The 20572-nt window shown below is 69.5% G+C and carries 14 protein-coding genes and 5 pseudogenes; 6 read left to right on the plus strand and 13 right to left on the minus strand.

What is annotated here, in order from left to right:
* Positions 1-300: 300 nt before the first annotated feature.
* The 4 genes and pseudogenes from tpg (PYS65_RS00290) to PYS65_RS00305 all read right to left on the minus strand — a co-directional run bounded on the left by tpg (PYS65_RS00290) (position 301) and on the right by PYS65_RS00305 (position 5529).
* Positions 301-858 (minus strand): telomere-protecting terminal protein Tpg, encoded by a 558-nt coding sequence (tpg, locus tag PYS65_RS00290; RefSeq protein ID WP_279331633.1) that lies wholly within the window; start codon positions 856-858, stop codon positions 301-303.
* Positions 859-870: 12 nt separating this feature from the next.
* Positions 871-3114, minus strand: a complete 2244-nt coding sequence (gene tap, locus PYS65_RS00295; protein ID WP_279331634.1) for a telomere-associated protein Tap — start codon at positions 3112-3114, stop codon at positions 871-873.
* A gap of 213 nt (positions 3115-3327) precedes the next feature.
* A pseudogene (locus tag PYS65_RS00300) lies at positions 3328-4052 on the minus strand (class I SAM-dependent methyltransferase).
* 1072 nt (positions 4053-5124) lie between these two features.
* Positions 5125-5529, minus strand: a complete 405-nt coding sequence (locus tag PYS65_RS00305) for a type II toxin-antitoxin system PemK/MazF family toxin (RefSeq protein WP_279331635.1) — start codon at positions 5527-5529, stop codon at positions 5125-5127.
* 208 nt (positions 5530-5737) lie between these two features.
* On the opposite strand from PYS65_RS00305, the gene PYS65_RS00310 reads away from it, so the two are divergent.
* Positions 5738-6238 carry an IS701 family transposase gene (locus tag PYS65_RS00310; RefSeq protein WP_279337804.1) on the plus strand — a complete coding sequence of 167 codons (501 nt, stop codon included), beginning with the start codon at positions 5738-5740 and terminating at the stop codon, positions 6236-6238.
* Positions 6239-6458: 220 nt separating this feature from the next.
* Here the strand turns inward: PYS65_RS00310 and PYS65_RS00315 are convergent, their stop codons facing one another.
* The 3 genes from PYS65_RS00315 to PYS65_RS00325 form a co-directional block, all read right to left on the minus strand.
* Positions 6459-6929, minus strand: coding sequence for a zf-HC2 domain-containing protein (locus PYS65_RS00315; RefSeq protein WP_341483710.1), 471 nt, complete (start codon positions 6927-6929; stop codon positions 6459-6461).
* A gap of 133 nt (positions 6930-7062) precedes the next feature.
* Positions 7063-7758 carry a response regulator transcription factor gene (locus PYS65_RS00320; protein WP_279331637.1) on the minus strand — a complete coding sequence of 232 codons (696 nt, stop codon included), beginning with the start codon at positions 7756-7758 and terminating at the stop codon, positions 7063-7065.
* Positions 7755-9875 carry a histidine kinase gene (locus PYS65_RS00325; RefSeq protein ID WP_279331638.1) on the minus strand — a complete coding sequence of 707 codons (2121 nt, stop codon included), beginning with the start codon at positions 9873-9875 and terminating at the stop codon, positions 7755-7757. The genes PYS65_RS00320 and PYS65_RS00325 overlap by 4 nt, the downstream gene beginning before the upstream one ends.
* A gap of 153 nt (positions 9876-10028) precedes the next feature.
* Here PYS65_RS00325 and PYS65_RS00330 point away from each other — a divergent pair, with 153 nt between their 5' ends.
* The 4 genes and pseudogenes from PYS65_RS00330 to PYS65_RS00345 all read left to right on the plus strand — a co-directional run bounded on the left by PYS65_RS00330 (position 10029) and on the right by PYS65_RS00345 (position 14109).
* Positions 10029-10679 (plus strand): hypothetical protein, encoded by a 651-nt coding sequence (locus PYS65_RS00330; RefSeq protein WP_279331639.1) that lies wholly within the window; start codon positions 10029-10031, stop codon positions 10677-10679.
* 797 nt (positions 10680-11476) lie between these two features.
* Positions 11477-11926, plus strand: coding sequence for an AMP-binding protein (locus PYS65_RS00335; RefSeq protein ID WP_279331640.1), 450 nt, complete (start codon positions 11477-11479; stop codon positions 11924-11926).
* 514 nt (positions 11927-12440) lie between these two features.
* Positions 12441-13693: pseudogene (locus tag PYS65_RS00340) on the plus strand (IS256 family transposase).
* Positions 13690-14109 (plus strand): annotated as a pseudogene (locus tag PYS65_RS00345) (VOC family protein). The pseudogenes PYS65_RS00340 and PYS65_RS00345 overlap by 4 nt, the downstream one beginning before the upstream one ends.
* Here the strand turns inward: PYS65_RS00345 and PYS65_RS00350 are convergent.
* The 5 genes and pseudogenes from PYS65_RS00350 to tpg (PYS65_RS00370) all read right to left on the minus strand — a co-directional run bounded on the left by PYS65_RS00350 (position 14043) and on the right by tpg (PYS65_RS00370) (position 18373).
* On the minus strand, positions 14043-14888 hold the full coding sequence (locus PYS65_RS00350) for a transposase (RefSeq protein WP_279331641.1): 846 nt from the start codon (positions 14886-14888) through the stop codon (positions 14043-14045). The pseudogene PYS65_RS00345 and the gene PYS65_RS00350 sit on opposite strands and share 67 nt — an antisense overlap.
* Positions 14889-14978: 90 nt before the next feature.
* Entirely contained in the window at positions 14979-15209 is a 231-nt protein-coding gene (locus tag PYS65_RS00355; RefSeq protein WP_279331642.1) for a hypothetical protein, read from the minus strand.
* Between the two features lie 324 nt (positions 15210-15533).
* On the minus strand, positions 15534-16394 hold the full coding sequence (locus tag PYS65_RS00360; RefSeq protein ID WP_279331643.1) for a hypothetical protein: 861 nt from the start codon (positions 16392-16394) through the stop codon (positions 15534-15536).
* A gap of 1005 nt (positions 16395-17399) precedes the next feature.
* Positions 17400-17737: pseudogene (locus PYS65_RS00365) on the minus strand (helix-turn-helix domain-containing protein); the annotation flags it as partial.
* A gap of 68 nt (positions 17738-17805) precedes the next feature.
* Positions 17806-18373: pseudogene (gene tpg / locus PYS65_RS00370) on the minus strand (telomere-protecting terminal protein Tpg).
* A 558-nt stretch (positions 18374-18931) separates the two neighbouring features.
* On the opposite strand from tpg (PYS65_RS00370), the gene PYS65_RS00375 reads away from it, so the two are divergent.
* On the plus strand, positions 18932-19495 hold the full coding sequence (locus PYS65_RS00375; protein ID WP_387042704.1) for a fasciclin domain-containing protein: 564 nt from the start codon (positions 18932-18934) through the stop codon (positions 19493-19495).
* 299 nt (positions 19496-19794) lie between these two features.
* Here PYS65_RS00375 and PYS65_RS00380 read toward each other — a convergent pair whose 3' ends face one another.
* On the minus strand, positions 19795-20544 hold the full coding sequence (locus PYS65_RS00380) for a transposase family protein (RefSeq protein ID WP_279331645.1): 750 nt from the start codon (positions 20542-20544) through the stop codon (positions 19795-19797).
* Positions 20545-20572 lie beyond the last annotated feature (28 nt).

Raw genomic sequence — 20572 nt, forward strand, 5'->3', positions numbered from 1 at the left:
GCGGCCCGGCGGTTGCTGCGTGCAGGGGGTCAGGGCGTGGATTTCGTCCACGATGACGGTCCGCCCGGACCGGGCCGGCAGGCGCGGCATGCTGAAGCGGGCCGGGAGGGCGGCCGTGAGGGCCTGGTCGATGGTGGCGAGGGTGGACCGGGCCGGCAGGGCGCGGTCCCAGCCGCGCGGCCGGCCGTCCGGCACGGTCACCCGTTTTTCGGGCCGCGACACCATGTCGTCTGCGTCGTCTTCGGATCCGTCCGGGTGCTCGGTCGCCCCGGGGCTCACGCACGGTTCGGGGCGCGGTTGCTACAGGTCGAACTCCAGGTGCTCGATGTCCGTGAAGCGGACCTCCTCCAGGCTTCCGGCGCGGCGTCCGCCGTCCTGGAAGTACACCTCCTTGAGGGCTTCGGCGGCGATCTCCTGGAGTCGGGCGTCGCCGGCCCCGGCCTCCTGGGCCTCGAAGAGGCGGGCGGCGTAGCGCGGGGGCAGGGCGATGGTCAGGTGCCGGATGCGGTCCTGGTCCGTCGACCCGATCGGCGCGGTGTAGCCGAGGCGGGCGCGGGTGTCGATGACGATGCCGCCGGTGGTCGCCGCCTTCTGCCGGGCCTTCGCCCGGATCTGCGGCTGCCACCGCTTCTTCACCTCGCGCTCCAGGCGCGCGGCGAGCTCCGGACGGGGCTTTTTGATCTGGTCCTTCACGTACCGCTCGACGGTGCGCTGGGAGATGCGCAGCATCTGGGCGACCGGCTTGGTGCCTCCCATCTGCTTGACCAGGTAGCGCATCTGCGCGGGCGCGCTCTTGGGAGCCGGGCGGGTGAACGCCTTGTGCACCGCGGCGTCCAGGCCGTCCCCGAACAGGCTCATCGTCGCTCTCTCCTACTCTCCGTTGTCGACGTCGGTGACGGTGCCGTCCTTGATGTAGCGGGCGAGGTTGAGCTCCGGCGCGTCGAACCGGTCGCGGATCTCCTCGCCCCACAGGACGGTCTGGGTGCCCTCGTGCTTGACCAGGCCGGGGTTGATGCCGAGCTTGAAGCCGCCGGGCAGCGGCTTGCCGTCCCGGTAGGGCAGGAAGTCCAGCGGGCTGGTGCCGTCGGTGGCGTAGACGACGCAGTCGGACAGGATCGCGACCGGGTAGTGGCCGGTGAACGCCGCGTGCTTGACGATCTTGCGGTGCAGGTTGATGCGGGTGCGGGAGATGACCGCCGCGCGGATGTCCGGCCGCCAGGTGGGGCGGGACAGCGCGCGCCACGGCTCGCCGGGCCGCCAGCCCTCGCCGCGCGGGCGCTCGCGGAGCTTGCCCAGGCCGCCCTTGACCGTGGCCTTGATCGCCGAGACGACGATCGCCAGCTGGGGGTCGCGCTGCTTGTGGCCGTCCATGGCCGCCAGGAAGTCGGCCGGGGAGAGGTCCGCGTGCACGCCGAGGTCGGCCATCGTGGCCAGGTAGGCGTCGCGCAGCCGCTGGTACCAGCCGTCCAGGTAGCGGCCGTTCTCGTACCGCACCCACGCCTCGATCGGGCGCACCTCGTAGCCCAGCTCCGCCGCGTAGGCGACGGTGGGTGTCGCATACCAGGCCGGGCCCTTGGGGCGCTCGCCCGTGGGCGTGAACGGGCTGGGCAGCAGGCCGGCGTCCAGCTCCGTCCACGTGTCCTTGCCGACCTTCACGCGGGACAGGTCGACGTGGGACAGGTCCACCAGCCAGCTGCCGGGCAGCTTCGGATCGAACACCGGGTGGGTGACGTGCGTCGGCGCGCCGAGGCCGACGTTCAGGCCGTTGGCGCCGGCGGCGAAGGCCATGTTCACGTCGATGCCGACCAGGTGGCGGCGCAGGCATTCGGCATCGGTCATCGGGCGTGCCCAGTCGTAGGCCTCCTCGAAGAGCTTCTCCGCCGGGCCGCGCACGTGAAAGCGCGGCAGGTCCGCCAGGAGCGGGTGCCCGTCCGGGGCCTCGCACGGCGCCGGGTCGACCGGGTCCTTGCCCAGGCTGTTGGGGTGGTGCTCGGAGTGCCGCTTGCCGTCGGCGTCGGGCTCGGAGGCCCGGGTCGGCGGGTGCAGCGCGGTCATCAGCTCCAGGCCGGTGACGGCGGTGGAGCCGCGCGGCGTCATCACCTGCGACGCGTACACGCCCAGCACGTGGGCGAGGTCCGCCGGCGGCAGCTGTCCGGCCCCGCCCCAGTGGCGGGTGTCGAGCGCGTGCCAGGACGGGATGCACAGCTGGACGCAGGCCCGCTCCGAGCCCTGCGCGGGGCGGTAGATCCGCGCCCACGGCCCGAACCCGCGCTTGGTGAGCTTCCAGTCGGCACGGGCCAGTTGCTTGATGACCTTATGGCCCTCGGGGATCCGCCCGGCGAGCCGCTCCTCATCGGTGAGGGCGGCCGGCAGGCCGTAGCGCTCCAGGGCAGCCTCGGTGAGCACGAGCAGTGGGTCGGCGTCCTTGCCCGGCCCGGACAGCTTCGGCTGCCCGAGCCGTGCCTCCGTGAGCGTCCAGTCGACCAGGGACGGGAGGGACCTGGCGGGCACGTTCAGGACCAGGCCGCCGGTGCAGTACGCCAGCACCTGCCCGTCCTCGACGTCGACGACCGCGAGCGGCCCGTTCTCGAAGCGCGCGTCGGCGCCGCCCGCCGGGGTGCCGGCCGGGGCCGTCTTCCGCGTGCCCGGGCGGCACGGCGTCGACGGCGGCCCGGTGGTGCGCGCCGGACGCGGCGCGGCCGCCGGAGCAGCGGCGACGAGGGCGGGGCTGGTCTGGGTGTTCTCGGTTGCGGTCATGTCCGCAGCGTCGGATGCCGGGCCTGTGGACAGAGTCTGCGATTCCGCCGGGGCGGGCGTCGCGGTGAACGCGGCCGGCACGGCAGTGTCTTGGACGGGCGCGGCCGTGTCGACCGGGGCGGGGTAGAGCTCCGCGAGCTGCGTGAGCAGCCGCGCGTACGCCTCACGCTCCGGCGGGCGGGGCTCGGTCTTGCCGGACTCCCAGGCGCTCACCGTGGCACGGCGCACCTTCAGCGCGGCGGCCACCTCGTCCAGTGTCAGGCCGTGCGCGGTACGCAGTCGCTTGCGCTCCTTCGCCGGCGGCAGCGGAGAGCGGGACGCGACCAGTGCGTCGACCGCGTCGAACAGCTCGGACATGGAACACCTCCTGACCGGCACCCTACCCCGTGAACCGTAAGGATCGCGTACTTTCACCGTACGAACTGCGTACGGACTGCGATCGGCGGGTGACGTGACGTTTCAAGCGGTGTCCTGGGCCGACCTCGCGCAGCGAGGGTCGAGCGTGGCCGCCGAAGATCGGTGGCCACTGGGGTTTCTCACCGAAGGTTGAGTGGAGTGGGGCACCGGAGATCACGGACGTCGCGCCAGGAAGACAAACTCCCTTCCTGGGCGATCGGGCGCATCGCGAACCTCCTCCACCACGTCTCCACGCGCGACCAGATCCCGCCCGACCTCCTCCCGCCCGCGGAAACGCAGCGTCGAATCCGACGTCAGCACCTGTCCGTCCACTGCGAACCTGTCGGTCCGGCGGAACGTCACCAGAGGCCGGCTCGCCTCGAGCGGCCGAACCCAGCTCTCGACGGAGCCGACACCGGGGATCTCGGTCACACGGTAGGAGTTCTCGCGGGTCCACTCTTTTCAGGCGCGTCTGGCCGGATCGCGCGTCTCGAAGACCAGCTGCCCGCCGGGCCGCAGTGCTTCGCGGGCTCCCTCCAGCGTCTTGTGCCATGCCGGCGGATCAGCGATGGCCTGGGCGACGTTCGCTGTCATCGTCGCGAGGTCGACCTGCAGCGGTGGGAGGTCTGTCGCGTCACCGCAGATCCAGCGCACACGCTCACTGCCCGGCTTGGCCCGGGCGACGTCGAGGACGCCCGGGCGGGATCCACGCCGACGACCTCGATCCCGCGGTCGGCCAGGAGAAGTGCGAACACCCCTGTGCCGCAGCCGATGTCCAGTACTCGTTGCGCCTCGAACTCCTCCGCCATCTCCAGGTACGCGTCGAGGTCGCTGCGGTCGGGGTCGAGCGGATCGTAGATCGCGGCGAGTCGTGGATGCGCGAAGCAGTCGTCAGCCATGCGGTTGAACGTATGCGGAGCCGGGCCCGGACAGCTGCCGAGTTCGCCGACGGTCCCCCCGCGGCATCGGCGCTCCGTGCCGATCAATCTTCGCTGTCGCAGGACAGATGCTCCCGAGCCGCCGGGCCGGCCTCTGTTCACGAACCGACCGGTTACTGGACACCGAGCCCCGGCGCACTCCTGGCGTCCGGCGGGTCTGGCCGTTCGGCCCCGGCGAACCCGCCGTCGACGGGACTGCTGATGACCAGGTGCGGATTCACGCCAGTCGGGGCCAAGAGCGTCGACGTATTCCTCGAACCGGGGCGACTTCACGAGCCCGGTGACGACCGCCAGTACCGGCAGGTCGTTGGCCTCGCGGAGTTTGGTGAGACCCCGATAAGCCAGAAGCGTCATGGGGAGGCACACGAACGCCCCCAGCGGGTCTGACCGGGTGGCCAGGACACAGCTCAGGACGGCGCCGGCCAGGCCTACGTCCACCCTGAGGTCGGCTTCTGCTACGAGCCGGCCGCAGTCTCCGTACCTGTCCCTGCTTGCGGTGCACAAACGCGTGCGTAGCTGCGGCAGGTCCTGCAGCAGGTTCTCCACAGCCTCTTTGACGAGCTCCGGAGATGGATGCGGCTCTTTGCAGATGACCCTGTCCTCGCAGTACTTGCTGAGTCTCTTCACCGCCATCTTGGTCAGCTCGCCCGTAGCCCCGAGGCCGGCCAGACCTCCGGCGAGCGACTCCAGCTGTGACCGCACGCCCCGGCCGTCCAAAGGCACGGCAACAAGGAAAGCGGCAAGAAAAACGGTCAGGGCGCCCCGAAGCCAGCGACTGAAGAATCCCGGCGGGGGACCTCCAGAACGCTTCCCCTGAGGTACGCGAGAAAGGCCCCGGCCGCCAGAACGACCGGCTTGCCCAGCCGGTGCGCCGCGTCGTGGAGCGGCTGCAACTGCTGCCCGGCTTCGGACCTGCTCGGGATGCTGTCACCTGATACTCCAGCCGTAGATCGTGATCTTGTTGCTGGAGGGCGGTGGAGAGGGGGCCGCCGTCGGTCGTCGACGAGATCGAGCCGGGCAGCAGAGGCGTCCGCTACTCGAGTCCTCCGAGACGGCGGGCATCTTTGATCTCGCGGAGCCCGGCAGCCGTCATCGGGGTCCACTCCCTCCTCTGCCCAGCGGTATGGAGGGCGGCTCCAACCTCGCTGAGCTTCGCGGAGGACAACACGCCCGCCCGCTCGATCAGGTCGTCCCGGGCGACAGTGGTCAGCCAGGTGCAAGGAGTAAAGCCTGGACGCGGGAACGCGAACCGCAGCACGCCTTCGAAGGGCAGCCCTTCCCGGGCGCCTATCGCCACTTCAACGCCCAGGCCGCTGATGTCGACGCCCGCCGGCGCAACGACCTGCATGACCTGGAACCCGGATGACTCGTCGTCCGACAGCAGCACGACCGGGCGTCGCTCGTCGAAGTCGACCCACCAGACTTCGCCGCGTTGCATGTGTCCTCCTGGTACGAGTCGGCGGGCGGACGCTGCGTGCCCGAGCGGGACACCGGATGCGGCCCCGCCTTCGCACGTCGTGACCGAGGGGGTGGTGAAGACGGGTGCGGCCACCGGTGATCATCGGTGTGTGAAGACTGAAGATCATGCGGTAGCCGCGGGTCATAGCGTAGGCCCTGTCCGCTGGCAGGAGGCGTTCGAGGTCGTGATGGGCCGGATAGCGGGCCGGTTCGCGCGGGTTGAACCCCGGCGCCGGGTGCGGGACTTGGTGCTGGGGCTGCTGTCGGACCTGCCGCGCAAGAACTGCTGGAGCATCGCCGAGTGGGCCGGGGAAGCGAATCCGGACGGCATGCAGCACCTGCTCGGCCGGGCCAGGCGGGATGCCGACACCGTGCGCGACGACGTGCGTGAGTACGTACCGGAGCACCCGCAGGACAAGAATGCGGTGCTGGTGGTCGATGAGACCGGGGATGTGAAAAAGGGCACGCACACCGTCGGTGTCCAGCGCCAGTACACCGGCACCGCCGGGAGGATCGAGAACTCCCAGGTCGCCGTCTACCTCGTCTACGCGGGCCGCCGCGGACACGCGGCAGTGGACCGTGAGCTGTACATCCCGCGCTCGTGGACGTGCGACCCGGCCCGCCGCCGGGCCGCCGGCCGCTCCGGCCGGGTCACCGGCCGCTCGCAGCGCATCCTCGGCCACCCGTGAGACAGGGCGACCACCACCGCACCGGGCAGCCCCGACGAGACGGCGGCGCCCGGCGCGGGAGGCCCCGCACCGGGCACACACAGGATCCCCCTGGACGGGTACACCACCAGGCACCGCCGGCAGCGTCCGCCGCGGTCCGCGGTGAACCCCCTCCCCCGGCCCGCCCGGGCGGCACACCGCAAGTACGCCGCCCGGACGGACCCGCCCACGGCCCGGCCGCTCACCTGACACAGGCAAGCCGGCTCACCCACTGGGACAGCGTGAGCGAAGCGGCCGGAGCCCCTCGGGCCGCACCGTGCCGGCGGCGACGATGCCGCGAACCACGGCCGCAGCCGGCCGCCCCGGACGGGGACGACGCCCGCGGCCGGCCCGGGCCGTCCGCCAGGGCCCTGCGAAGACAGGACAGGTGCGCGGCCACGGCCGCGAGACAGTGATGCTCGTCCCGGCACTCGGCACAGGCCGCCAGATGGGCGCGGACCGCGCTCGTCTCCCCGGGGTCCAGGACGTTGAGGGCGTGTCCTTCCAGCAGGTCACCGATGATGCGGCAATCCCGGGAGGCAGTGAACATGGCAGGTCCCTTCGTGCAGGGGTGGCGATCACCCCGTCCACGGGGCCGGTGTCCGGCCGGCACAACCGGTACACGGCTCCGTTCCATGACCTCACCATCGCCCGGCAACGGCCCCCCGCGCATCGTCCCCGCGCAGCAATTCCCGGCTACCACGACCGCAGTACCCGACAGCCCCACCCACCACAGCCCCACCCACGCCAGGGCCACGACGCGCTCCCCGCCAGGGCCACGACGCGCTCCGCGGCCACGCCGGCACTCACCCGGACACCGCAGGACGAACCGCCCCCGTCACCGGGCTGACCACACCGCACTGATAGGCGATGACCACCAGCTGGGCCCGGTCACGGACGGCCAGCTTGGTCATGGCCCGGTTGACATGGGTCTTGGCCGTCAACGGGCTGAGGAACAGACGCTCGGCGATCTCCTCGTTCGACAGTCCCAGCGCGACAAGCCCCAGAACATCGCGCTCCCGCCGCGTCAGGCACTCCAGCCGCTCGTGCACGGCCGCCGTGCACGGTTCCGGCTGCGCCAGAAACCGCCTGATCAGCCCCCGGGTCGCCGCAGGCGACAGCAGCGCGTCCCCTGCGGCCACCGTACGGACGGCCTCGAGCAGCTCCCCGGGCCGGGCACCCTTGCCGAGAAAGCCGCTCGCCCCGGCCCGCAGAGCCTCCGCCACGTACTCGTCGTCCTCGAAGGTGGTCAGGATCAAAACCTTCACCGCCGAGAGATCCCCCGCCTCACCGATCAGCCGCGTGGCGGCCAGCCCGTCCATCTCCGGCATCCGGATGTCCATCAGGATCACATCCGGATGCCGCGCCCTCGCCAGCTCCACCGCCTCCCGGCCGTCGGACGCCTCACCCACCGTCTCCATGTCGTCGGCGGAATCGAACAGCATCCTGAAAGTGCCCCGCAGCAGGGCCTGGTCATCGGCCAGCAGTACCCGGATCGTCATGCCCATCCCTCCCCGGCGTCCCGCCCGACCGGTGCCACGACGGCCGCACCCGGCCGCAGCGGCAGTTCGGCGGTCACGGTGAACCCCCCGCCGGGACGCGCCGCGGCCTCCAGCTTTCCCCCGACGCTGGCCGCACGCTCACGCATCCCGATCAGCCCGTGACCGGTCCCGGAAGGGGGCCTGTCCGGCCGGGCACACCCGTCGTCCTCGACCGTGACCGTCAGCCACTGGGGCCGGTAGTGCAGACAGAGACGGGCGTGATCGGCCCCGGCGTGCTTGCGCACATTCGTCAGGGCCTCCTGCACGATGCGGTACGCGGCCAGATCCACCGCCGGCGCCGGCGGCCCGGCCACACCGCGCCGCGTATACCCGACGGACAGGCCCACCCGCCCGAAGGACGCCAGCAGCTCCGGCACCTGCGCCAGACCCGGCATCGGATCCCGCGGCGCCCGCGGATCATCGGACTGCCGCAGCAGACCCACGGTCACCCGGAGTTCCTCCAGCGCGGACCGACTGGTGTCCCGGATGCCCTCCAACGCGGTCACCAACTGCTCCGGCCGCCGCTCCACCAGGTGAACAGCAACACCGGCCTGCGCATTGATCAAGGCGATATGGTGCGCGACCACATCATGCAACTCGCGCGCGATCCGGATCCGCTCGGCCGCCACCCGCTGCCGCGCCTCCTGCTCACGCGTCCGCTCCGCATACTCCGCCCGTTCCTCCACCGCCGCCACATACGCGCGACGCGAACGCACCCCGTCCCCCACCGCGGCAGGCAGCGCCGTCCAGGCCACCATCGCCACGTTGTCCCCGAGCCATGACCGGGAGCCGAACACCACACCCGCCCCCACCAGCAGAGCGGCCGACGCCGACGCCACCACCCACGTCGTCCGCCGGTCGGTCCGGACCGCCACGGTGTAGACGGACACAATGACCGGACTCGTCACCAACGGACTCTCCCGCACCCCGAGCACCTGAAAACCCACCCCGCACACAAGCGCGACGGCCAGGACACCGAACGGGTGACGACGACGCCACAACAACGCAAAACAACAGACCCCCGCCAGCACCACAGCAGCCGGACGGACCGCCACCCGGTGCTCCTGCGGGATGACGGAGGCCGCCGCCACCGACAGCACGAACAACACCACCGGCCCCAGCACATCCAGCGTCCCGAGCGGAGCACCCGCCCCCCGCCGCCAACCGCTGATCACCACCATGCCACCACCGTAGAACCGACACCCGGACACCGCCGACCCAGCCGACACCGAACACCACCGCGGAGACATCCGATCGGGCGATGACAACGACAACCCGCACAGCCCCACCACCACCCCAGGACCCGGCACAGGACGGCCGAATGCCGATACCCGACGCCAAGGCTCGATCCCGAAGCCCCGGAGCCTGAGCGGGCTCTTTGAAGACGCCGCGATACAGATCCAGGCGAAGCCGGTGGGCAGCGGCCCGCCCACCTCCAGTCGGGAGGTGTGGCTCCCGTCCGCCTGCCGCTGGGCCCGCAGGAACACCGCGCCTTCTGCCGGTGGCTTCTTGTGGAGGCTGTGGGCGAGGTCGAATAGGTGGGCGACAAGCAGGACCTTGACGCCGGAATCGAGAAGGGCGCGGGTGATCTGCCGGGCGATCTCGGCCCCCTCTCGCTCGTTGGTCGCCGCGAAGGACTCGTTGAACAGCACCATCGCCCCGGACATCACGAGGTCCGCGATGCCGCTCATCCGGGACAGCTCCTCGTCCAGCTTGCCGCTCTCCATCTCCGCGTCCTCCTCGCGCCAAAAGTGCGTGAACAGCCACGCACGGACGTCCGCCGCGAAGGAGTAGGCGGATACGAACATGTCCGCCTGCATCATCAGCTGCGCCACTCCGACGCTGCGCAGGAACGTGGATTTGCCGCCCGCATTGGCCCCGGTGATCACCAGCAGTGGCACCCCGTCGGCGTCGACGTCGTTGCCGACCACCCGCTCCTTGCGGCGCAGACTCAGGCGGGGGTCGTAGAGGCCGCGGCAGCTCAGGGCGGGCGCTCCAGCGGGCAGAGCTGTGGGGAAGGGGAAGCAGAGCGGCTCCTGCTCGGCCGCAAGCCGCTGATGGAGGTGCAGGCAGCCCACGTAGAAGCCGAGTTGGGTGCGGTTCCTCTCGAGTGACGGCCGCGATCAAGTGGTGAGGTCGTAGTTCCGCTGGTGAGTGCATCAGGCGGCATGCCGAAAACCATGCGGCGGGGAACCGCGCCGCGTCGGGCCACTGGGCCGGTGAGCAACGCCATGGCTGAGTACGAAGCGGATACCGAACAGTTGAAGCGAAGGATCTACCTCGGCCTGCGTCAGGACAATCTCGACCCACAGCAAGTCGTCGCCCTCGCCTGCGAACTGCTCGACTGGTTCCACCGCACCGACGCCGTCCTGGAGGCCGTCGAACGGAATCCGGCCGAGGTGCCACGGTCGGAGATGACAGCCCTGGCCTGGCGCATCCTGGACGACGTGGGTTTCGAGCCGGGCTTCGACCTCGCCCCCGAGCGTTTGGAGACGTTGCGCGACGCGCTGCGGATCATAGCCCGCGACCTGCCCACGCGTGGGATCGAGGGCGAACCGGAGATCGAGGTCCTGGAGGACTGGTTCCCCGCGGGAGCCGGTGTCCGCCTTGCCGACGGTGAAAGGCTCAACCGGGGCGGCCACATCCTGCCGAGCATGTGCGACGACCCGACCATGGCACTGACCAGTCTGACGACCATGATCCAGGAGAGCCTGCTCGAACAGACCTGGCAGGTCTGGCCGGTGTGCCCCCGACATGACCTCGGCGTCCACGGCTCGAAGCGGGAGCGCGAGGTTGTGTGGTGGTGCGCGGGCGATGACGGACGCATGCTGGCGCCGGTCGGCGAACTCGCCCACGCTCTCGGCCGCCGTCGCCCCAAGTAGGGCTGGCGGTGGGGTGCAGTTCGTTTCGAACGACCGCCGGGATCAGGCGGTGCGTGCGTAGTTCCGCTGGTCGGGTGCGAGGGAGAGGCGTTCGTGTTCGCGGGCGGCGTGGTAGCGCCAGTAGGGGTCGAGGTCTCCGTTGGCAAGGACGGCACGCAGTCGCAGTACGGCTTCCGCTCCGAGCCGCGGACGGCTTCGGTCACCGCGAGTCGCCGTAATCCCGTCGAGTGCCGCCCGCCGGCAGCGACAGCGCAGCGTCGGCGGGGTGGACGTTGCCCACGCCTCGGCCCCGGTGGGCGACTCTGGCGACCCGGACCATACCGAACACGGGCGGCTGCCTCGCGCGCTTCCAACTCCTCGAACAGCGAGCCCATCCGCCATCCCTCCTCCGCTACCACGGTAGAGACGAACGGCCCCGAACACAGCCCCGTTCAGCGCTCTTCCAGCTCAACCCTTCCCTTCAGAGGACCGCACCCCATCTCGAACGCGTTCGCCATACCCAGGTACGCCAGTCGCAGCAGCACGACCGATCATCCTGCCGCGCCCACCGCCGCCGCGCGACAGCGGCGACTCGATCGGCCACGGCCAGCACCCCGAAACCCGCTCCCACCTGTATGGATGAGGTATTCAGCAAGGGCCGGGCCCTCCGCCACGGAATGAGCAGGGTCGCTGTGCCACTGCCGCAGGGGAACCAGGCGAACCGCGCCACCATCTTCCCCAGGAGTCCACGGAAGGGGCGGAACGAGTGGGTACGGACACGGACACCCTCAGGCCACTGCCGGAGTCGCTCCGGGAACATGCCCGGCGCCTCGGGGGAGAAGGTCGCCTTCCAGGACCGCCGTACGCGGCGGACCTACCGGGACCTGGAATGCAGGACCGGACGGCTGGCCGGACATGTGGCGGGGCTCGGCCTGGCGCGGGGCGAACGGGTGGCCATCCTGCTCGGCAACCGTGTCGAGGCGGTCGAGAGCCTGCTCGCCGTCACCCGGGCGAGCGGGGTGGGGGTGCCGCTGGATCCCGGGAGCTCAGGGGCGGAGTTGGCCCGTCTGCTGGAGGACTGTGGTGCGCGCGTGCTCATCACCGATGAGGCCCGGCTGACGCATCGGCGGGGACTGCTGTCCCGCTCCGGGCTGATCGTGGTGGTGGAGGAGGTGCGACAAGGCGGAGGAGCAAGCAACGCGACCAAGGCCGTCTCTTCCGGCACCCGGCAACCGGTGCGGCGCCGCCGACACCTGTTCACCGTGTGATTCGCGCGCATCCTCACGATGAGTGGTGTCTTCACCGGCACCGTCGGGATCGCCCTCGGTGGACTCCGCGACCGCGCCTGCGGCAGTCGTCATCGGCCCCGCGGCTGCCTGCGCCCCGCCCCGGCACTGCGGGACGAGCCACAGGAGGAGGCAAAGCCGGCCGCGTCATCGCCCCGGCCGCCGGAACACAGCAAGCGGTCCGTCGCCCGGCAGCTCGGCATTGTCCCGCGTCAAGTAACCGGCAGGTTTTCGAGATCTGGAAAGTTGGGGACGAGCGGGTCGGCGGCGCCGGCGTGGACGTCATAGGGCCGGTTCCAGGCCAGCGCCTCGTGTGGTCGGACGGTGTTGCACTCACGCCGGTACTCCTCGGGGGGCCGGGGGGCGTGGAGCAATGCTCAGGACTTGTGGATCGGCTCTCCGGGGAGAACGCACGAGGGGCGTACCTTCCCGAGTGAGTGATCAGCAAGTCACCGAGTAGGCCCGCGTTCGCAGCGCGGGTCGGGAAGGCACGCCCATGCTCAGCGTAGTCAACGACAACGGCACCACCTCCACCGGCTTCCTGATCGACGACATAGTCCGCGAGGGCGCCCGGCGCATGCTCTCCGCTGCGCTGGAGGCGGAAGTCGACCAGTACACAGCCGAGTCGGCCGACCAGAAGGACGGGCGAGGCCGCCGTCTGGTGGTGCGCAACGGCTACCACCGCGAGCGTGCTGTCACCACGGCCGCCGGTTCCATCGAGGTGAAGGCGCCGCGGGTGAACGACAAGTGCGTCGACGAGGCCACCGGGGAGCGGATGCGGTTCTCCTCGAAGATCCTGCCGCCGTGGTGCCGCAAGTCGCCCAAGGTCAGCGAGGTGCTGCCGCTGCTGTACCTGCACGGCCTGTCCTCCGGCGACTTCGTGCCCGCCCTGGCGCAGTTCCTCGGCAGCTCGGCCGGGCTGTCGCCGGCCACCGTCACGCGGCTGACCAAGCAGTGGCAGGACGACCACGTCGCCTTCCAGGCCCGTGACCTGCACGAGTCGGACTACGTGTACGTGTGGGCCGACGGCGTGCACCCCAAGGTCCGCCTCGGCCAGGCCCACTCCTGCGTGCTCGTCCTCATGGGCGTGCGCCCCGACGGCACCAAGGAACTGATCGCGCTCGCCGAGGGCCTGCGCGAGTCGGCCGAGTCCTGGGCCGACCTGCTGCGCGACTGCCGCCGGCGCGGCATGCGAGATCCCGAGCTGGTCGTCGGCGACGGCGCCATGGGACTGTGGAAGGCCCTGGCCGAGGTGTTCCCCGCCGCCCGGCACCAACGCTGCTGGGTACACAAAGTCCGAAACGTGACGAACGCCCTGCCGAAGTCCGCGCAGCCGGGCGCGAAGAAGGCCCTGCAGGAGATCTACAACGCCGAGGACCGCGACCACGCCCTCAAGACCGTGAGATCGTTCGAGAAGGCGTACGGCGCGAAGTGGCCCAGGGCCGTCAAGAAGATCACCGAAGACGTGGACGAACTCCTCGCGTTCTACGCGTTCCCCGCCGAACACCGGATCCACCTGCGCACCACGAACCCGATCGAGTCGACCTTCAGCACAGTCCGGCTCCGGACGAAGGTCACCCGCGGTGCCGGCAGCCCGGCCGCCGCCCTGGCGATGGGGTTCAAGCTCGCCGAGTCCGCCCAGGCCCGCCGGCGCGCGATCACCGCACCCCGTCTCGTCGCCCTCGTCCGGGCCGGAGCCCGCTTCGAGGGCGGTCAGCTCGCGAACGCCCTGAGGCGGTGGCCGCGTGAGCCGGCCGACCAGCGGCACGCTGCATCACATCGAACTCTGGGTGCCGGACCTCGACCACGCGCTCACCTCTCTCGGCTGGCTGCTGGAGGCACTGGGCTACACCCTCACCCAGAGCTGGGACAACGGCCGCAGCTGACACCTCGGGCCGACCTACCTGGTCCTTGAGCAGTCCCGGGCCCTCGCCGCCGACCGGCACGACCGATGCCGGCCAGGGCTGAACCACCTGGCCTTTCACGTCGAGGACGACAGCACGGTCGAGCGGCTGGCCACCGACGCGGCGAACCACGGCTGGCACCTGCTGTTCCCGGACCGGCATCCACACGCCGGCGGCGAACGGCACTACGCCGCCTACCTGGAAAACGACGACGGCTTCGAGGTCGAACTCGTCGCGATCACGTCACCACAGCGAAAGTGAGAGCAACCGATCCACAGGTCTTGACGATTGCTCGTTTGGAGAGCAATCGTGAAGCCACAGCGGTCGGGGTCGGTCCCCGGCCCGGACTCCGCCGCCTCGACCATGGCCCGACGCAACAGCTGGTAGAGGGGCAGCAGGGACCACATCTCCTGCTCGACACCGACCAGGTCGCCCGAACGCAGGACTCGCCCCTGCAGAATGGTGTGACGCAACGTGTAGTAGGCGCTCTCGTGCTCCCAGCGCTCGTGATAGAGGCGCACGAGACGGTCGGCGGGGTAGCGCTGGGCGTTCAGCAGGGTGGTCACCAACCGGTAGGAGCCGTCGAAGCCACTGCCGTCCGTGCAGGCGACGCGCACCCGGGACTCGATGATGCGCACGGCGACACCGCCGATGACCGAGAGATGCGAAGAGTCCGCGAGCGGCTGGAGGACCGGCGGGCGGCGGCGCCGGCTGATGCGGCCGACGACGCGTGCGCCGGTGGCGTGCACGGCGGCGAGGAAGTCATTGCCGTCGAAGCCCCGGTCCCACAGCACCAGCATCTCGGGGCTCAGGTGATGCAACAGTCGGGTGGTGTAGGAGGTCTCGCCCTCCCGGGCGGGGCCGAACACTGCACCGATCACCGCGCGCGTCCCGGTCTCGACCAGCGTCATCAACTCGATCTGGGGATAACCGCCGTGCGGACACCGCCCCAGCCAGCCCCGGTTACGCCCGCTGTCCGGCACCTTGCCGGCAGCGAACCTCCCGGCAGCCACGGCAACCGTACGGGTGATGGCCGTCACCGGGACGGGCAGGACATGATGAGACAGCAACGGGGCTCCTCGGATACAAGCTGTCTTGGTCGACTGCCTGTACCAACGAGCCCCGTTGCTCTACGTCGGGCCCGCTTTCAACGGGGTTGCGTGACCTGCGAAAACGCTAACTACCCGGCCTTGGGGAAACTTCACTCGCAGCGCGTCCGTGTCGACCGTGCCCTGCTGTGCCTCGGTCGGCGCCGGGCCGCCGACTTCCTTCTCATCGGGTGGGGCGAGGGCGTTGAGCCGGAAGCCGGCGGCGAGCAGGTCTTCCACAGGGATGAGCCAGCCGCGGTCGTCGTAGAGCACGGCCCGGGCAGTTTGCTGGCTTCCCGGCGGCGCCGGATCGTCGTACGGCTCACGCCGCACGCGGCGCCGGCTTCGCTCTGGGCCAGCAGGGGGCGAGAGGTGCTCATGCTCCGTATCGTCCCTGGCCGCCGTCTCTGTTTGAAATCTCCCTGAGTGCGTCGGCGTGGTGGGGCTGGGACGGCAGGGCGTCGTTGTCCGGATTCATGATGGGGTGCCCGAGCAAGTATGGGAAAGCGGGGTGTTCGGGGTGGGATGCTGCAGACAGAACCCCGGCCCGATTCCAGCGGGCCGGGGTCTTCATGTTGTGCCGGGGTGGCGGTTGGATCAGCGTCCGCCGTATCCGTTGTTCCCGCCGTGTTCGTTGTTCCCGTCGTGTCCGCGGAAGTGGTGGATGACTCGGAAGCTGCCGACTACTCCGTTCTTGACGAAGACGCCGCCCTCGACGTGGCGGGGGTGCACGCCGTTGCTGGAGCTGTGCGGTCCGACGGTGGCGATGGGGGCGCCGTTGTCGCAGGTGGCTCCGCGGAAGACCTCGACGGTCCTCCGGCTGTCGTTGCGGATGTTCAGGCTGCGGGAGCCCAGGCCGCTCACGACGGTGATGCAGTCGCCCGGGGCGGCCGAGTAGGAACGCTCGTTGATGTGGATCCGGCCTCCGAAGCCCCGGTCTCCGTTGTCGCTGCCTTCGAAGTCCCGGTCTTCGTTGTCCTTGCCCTCGTAGTCCTTGCCGGAGTCGCCGCCCTCGTTGCCCTTGCCCTCGTTGTCCTTACCGGAGTCGCCGCCCTCGTTGCCCTTGCCCTCGTTGTCCTTACCGGAGTCGCCGCCCTCGTTGCCCTTGCCCTCGTTGTCCTTACCGGAGTCGCCGCCCTCGTTGCCCTTGCCCTCGTTGTCCTTACCGGAGTCGCCGCCCTCGTTGCCCTTGCCCTCGTTGTCCTTACCGGAGTCGCCGCCCTCGTTGCCCTTGCCCTCGTTGTCCTTACCGGAGTCGCCGCCCTCGTTGCCCTTGCCCTCGTTGTCCTTACCGGAGTCGCCGCCCGTGGGGGCCGCGGCGGGGGCGGCCGCCTGCTGGACCGCGGGGGCGGCCTGGGCCGGCTCGTAGGCGGACGCCGAGGCGTAGGTGATACCGGTGGCGGCCAGGGCCGCGGCGGCCGCGACGGCCGCGGTAACGACGTTGGGACGGGTAATCATCACGCGCTTCTCCTGTCTCGGGAAATCGGCCGGCCAGCCGACTCGTGATGAACGTACTGGCCGATTCCCATATCTGCCATATCGAGACATAGGGGAAAGTCGGCAGATTGACTCCAATCGGGTTACAGTGGGGTGCTTGTGTGCCGTGTCATGGCGTGCTGACGGGTAACCAGATGACTTTTCCTGTAGTGGGCTTGATGCCCCGATACTCCGTCCGGGGGAATTTGCCGGCGCCTGCTCACCCTCACCGCAGCGTGTCGTTCGTTGACACATCAGGTGAAACTGGTATTCCCGTGGTGCTGCCGGGCGGCGGGCGGGCCCGTGTGACGTGGTGCCGTTTGCAGGGTGAGGTTCCTGCAGAACGTCCCGGTGGAGGCGAAGACCTGACGCTGGCTCCAGGTCTTCGTCACCATGCTCCTGCGGCCGGCCGGCGGGCCCACCCGAGTGTCTTGGAGGCGTGCTCGCCACCCGCAACGGGCCCCGTTCATGGTGCGGTGGGGCTCGATGGGCGAACCGGAACCTGGTTCATCGGGCTGGAGGCGGGACTTTCCAGCATGATCCATCCCGTGTTCGAGTCCTGGGTCAACAGATCCCACGTGCCACCGCGCGAACAGGCCAGGAACATGATGCCCCTCGCCGCGAGCCGATCGCGGACCCAACGGGGCCGGCGTGTCCGGTACCCGGCCCCTTCGCGCTTCCCCGCTCACCCGTCCGCCCCCTTCGCCGGCATCCGCACCGGCCGGCGAGCGGACGGTGCGGACATGCCGCCTTCCACGTCGCCGACGGCAGGCGGCATGCTGCCATGAATCTGGGTGGACGGCGGCAGAAGCCGTCCCCGGCTTCCCCATCCAGGCCCGGAGCACCGGACCCGCCGCACCCACGCCCGAGCCGACCCCGAACGCCGACGCTCAGCTTGATGTCACCGTAGAAGCTCCGCTCACTGAGCTGTTTCCAATCTCATTTTGAGGTGTTGAGGTGGAGAGTGAAAACGGCCTGGACGAGGGTGGCGATGCGGTCGGTGGGCAGCAGTGTGCCGTCGAGGATCACGAACGATTTGCGCGCCGCTGTCCGGGGGCAGTGGCAAGGTCCGGAGCGAGCGCCGCGAGGATCTCGACGACCTCCGCCACATAGCGGTGCACCGTGGCAACCCCGACGCCGAAACCTGCCGCGAACTGGGAGTATGTGTGTCCGCAGCGCAGATGGGCCAGCACGAGCAGGGCCTGCCGGCCTGACGGAAGCCGACGCCACCGCGTGCCGCGTTCACGACGTCGGGCGCTCAGCAGACCGGACAGGAACCGCAGGGTGGAACTGGACAGATCGAGTCCCGATGGGTAGACAAGCACACGAAGCTCCGGGCGGACAGGTTACTCTTGGTCGACAACCCATCTACCAGGAGCTTCGTCTCTTCCCCCTACCCGGCTCCCACGCCAACTCGGCCTGACACCAGCCAGGTTGGAAACAGCTCAGTGAACTCCACCTCCAGGCCGTGGGCGCGCCGACCGCCGTCACGGAAATAGATTTCGCCCAACCCTTCCGCTGCGATATCCCGCAGCTGCTGCTCGGTGGCGCCGGCGTCCTGGGCGGCGAGAGGGCGGGCCGCGTGCTGCGGGGGCAGGGCGAGGGTGAGATGGCGGATGTGGGCGTCGTCGGTGGTGCCGAGCGCGGCGGTGAAGCCGAACCGAGCACGGGTGTCGACGACCAGGTCGGTACTGGTGGCGGCCTGGCGGCGGGCTTGGGCACGGATACGGGGCTGCCGGCGGGCGCGCACTGCATCCTCCAGACGCTGCGCGAGGCCGGCGGATCTGGTCTTTGACGTACCCCTCCACAGTGCGCTGCGAGACGCCGAGCGCGCCGGCCACCGCGCGGGTGCCCTTGAGCTGCCTGACCGGGTGACTCATCTGCACTCCAGCCGACTTGGGGACGGGGCGGGTGAACGCTCCTTGGACGGCGCAGCGCAGGCCGTCTCCGACGATGCCCATGCGGGGCTCTCCGTTCATGACCGGCTGTGTGGGCCACTGAGCGGCGTTCCCGACCGGGCCGGGGTAGCTTGGCCCGCCACAGCCGGGAACGGGCCGTGCAGCGGCATGTGGCATGCAGCTTTGGCGGAGCCAGACCACACCCCTGCTTCAAACTACGGGCCGGATCAACTTCGTAACCAGACCACACGGGGACGTCAGCCGATTTGCCCGCAGAACAACAATTCCTTTCACCGGCCTGACAGCACCTCAAGTGGAAACTCTTCCAGGGCAAGCGCGCTAGACCAATGAAAGTTAATGGCGCATCACTGATGGAGAATGTATGACTCCCATCAACCGGTGAAACCACATGATGCGCCACGGGAAAAAATGGATGTCGTCCATCAAGATGCGGTCTCCAGCACCTGCTAATAAGCTCGCTGAGTGGCCGGGTGTTGATGGCCCGAAGCCGGGCGCAGCAGCCGCCCCTACCCCGCCCAGCGGAAACGAAGACTTCCGCAGTCCAAACCTCTGCAGGGTTCACGTCTCCACGGGAGGAAGGTTGCGATGAGGTTCACCTGCATGCGTACAGCAAAATCCACTGCGGCAGCTGTGGTCGCTATCCCACTCGCGCTTGGAGGTCTGGCGTCGCAGAGCCACGCACAGGATGCGTCTCCCAGCCCGTCGGGGACGTTCGGTCCCGGCTGTTCGGCGCTCTCCCAGAAGGCCGACACATCCAAGGACAAGCTCATAGAGGCTGCGGCCGCATACCCGCAACTCAGCCAGCTGGTCGCAGCCGCGGCCAGGGCAAACCTGATCGGCACCCTGGACGGGAAACCCAAGGTCACCATCTTCGCTCCCAACAACCAGGCTTTCCAGAAGGTGCCCGCGTCGCAGCTTGACTCGCTGCTCAGCAATCAGGGGCAGCTGAAGAAGGTGCTGACCTACCACGTGGTGGACAAGCAGATCACCCCGAACGAGCTCCCCAAGGGCTCCTTCACGACGGTAGAAGGCAGCAAACTGACCACGTCGGGCTCGGGCACCGACTTCAAGGTCAACGGCAAGGCGAACATCGTCTGCGGCAACATCAAGGCCGCGAACGCCACCATCTACGTCATTGACACAGTCCTCCAGCCACCGTCCTGACTCATGGCTCTCGTTCCGGGTGAGTCAGGCGAGGAGCCCTCGGGCTGTTTCGGTGGCGATGCCTGTCAGCGGCGGACCGTTAAGCGTGTCCTTGCCGAAAACCTCATCCGTGCAGGTGGGAGGAGGTGGACGGCCTTCGCGATCGACGCTCACTCCAGGACGCTTCTGGCGCTGAAGCCGATCAGCTTGGCAACGGGATCGTCCATGCTGCTGCGACTGGCCTACCTGGGCGTGAGCGATGCGCTCGCGCTGCTACGCCTACTGCCGGTCAGGGGCCGGGACAAGGACATTGAGGGTTTTCAGCAGTGCCGCTCCAGGGTGAGGACGGCCTTGGTGATTGACGTCATGCGATTTGGGCTGCATCGGGCTCTGCGGAAGATTCGCCAGGATTTCAGGCGGGCGATTCCTCGTTCGACGGGTACGCGGGCGGCGGACAAGGCCCGGTTGACCGTCTGCTCGGTCGGGGTGAGTTCGCCCTGGGGCGGCCGGCGTTTGGGGGTGGTGACCCACTCGCCCGCGCCGATGTAGGCCATGTCGGCGAGGACGGGGACGCCCTGGCGCCCGCAGATTCTGATGATCTTGTGGGTGCGGGCGGCGGTCAGGTCGTGCGTCCGGCCGGGCAGGGCGGGTGAGAGCCACAGCGTGCGACCGGCCGGATCCGCGATGACCTGCACGTTCACGCCGTGCCGCTTGTGCTTCGTCGAATAGTCCGCGCGTCCGTCGCCGACCCGGTCGCACTCGGCGAGCGTGCCGTCCAGGAGAACGTAGTCGGGGTCTGTCTCGCGTAGGACCTTCAGCAGGCCCGGCGCTTTGGCGGCCAGGTGCTCGACGACCGTGGTGACGTAGGCGTGGGCGGTGCCGACGGAAATACGGAAACCCGCGGCGAGTTGAGCCAGGGGGTCGTGCCGGCGCAGGTATGCCAGAGCGATCACCGCACGCTCGGACGGCCGGAGTTTGCAGCGTCGGTCACCCTCACGGGTGACGATCAGCATCGTCACCCACTCCACGAGTGCGTGCGGCAGGTCGAGTGCGGCAGGATACGGGATCAACAGGGCTCCTGAGCTGGAGAGTTGAGAC

The sequence above is a fragment of the Streptomyces cathayae genome (genome assembly GCF_029760955.1).
Taxonomy (GTDB): Bacteria; Actinomycetota; Actinomycetes; order Streptomycetales; family Streptomycetaceae; genus Streptomyces; species Streptomyces cathayae.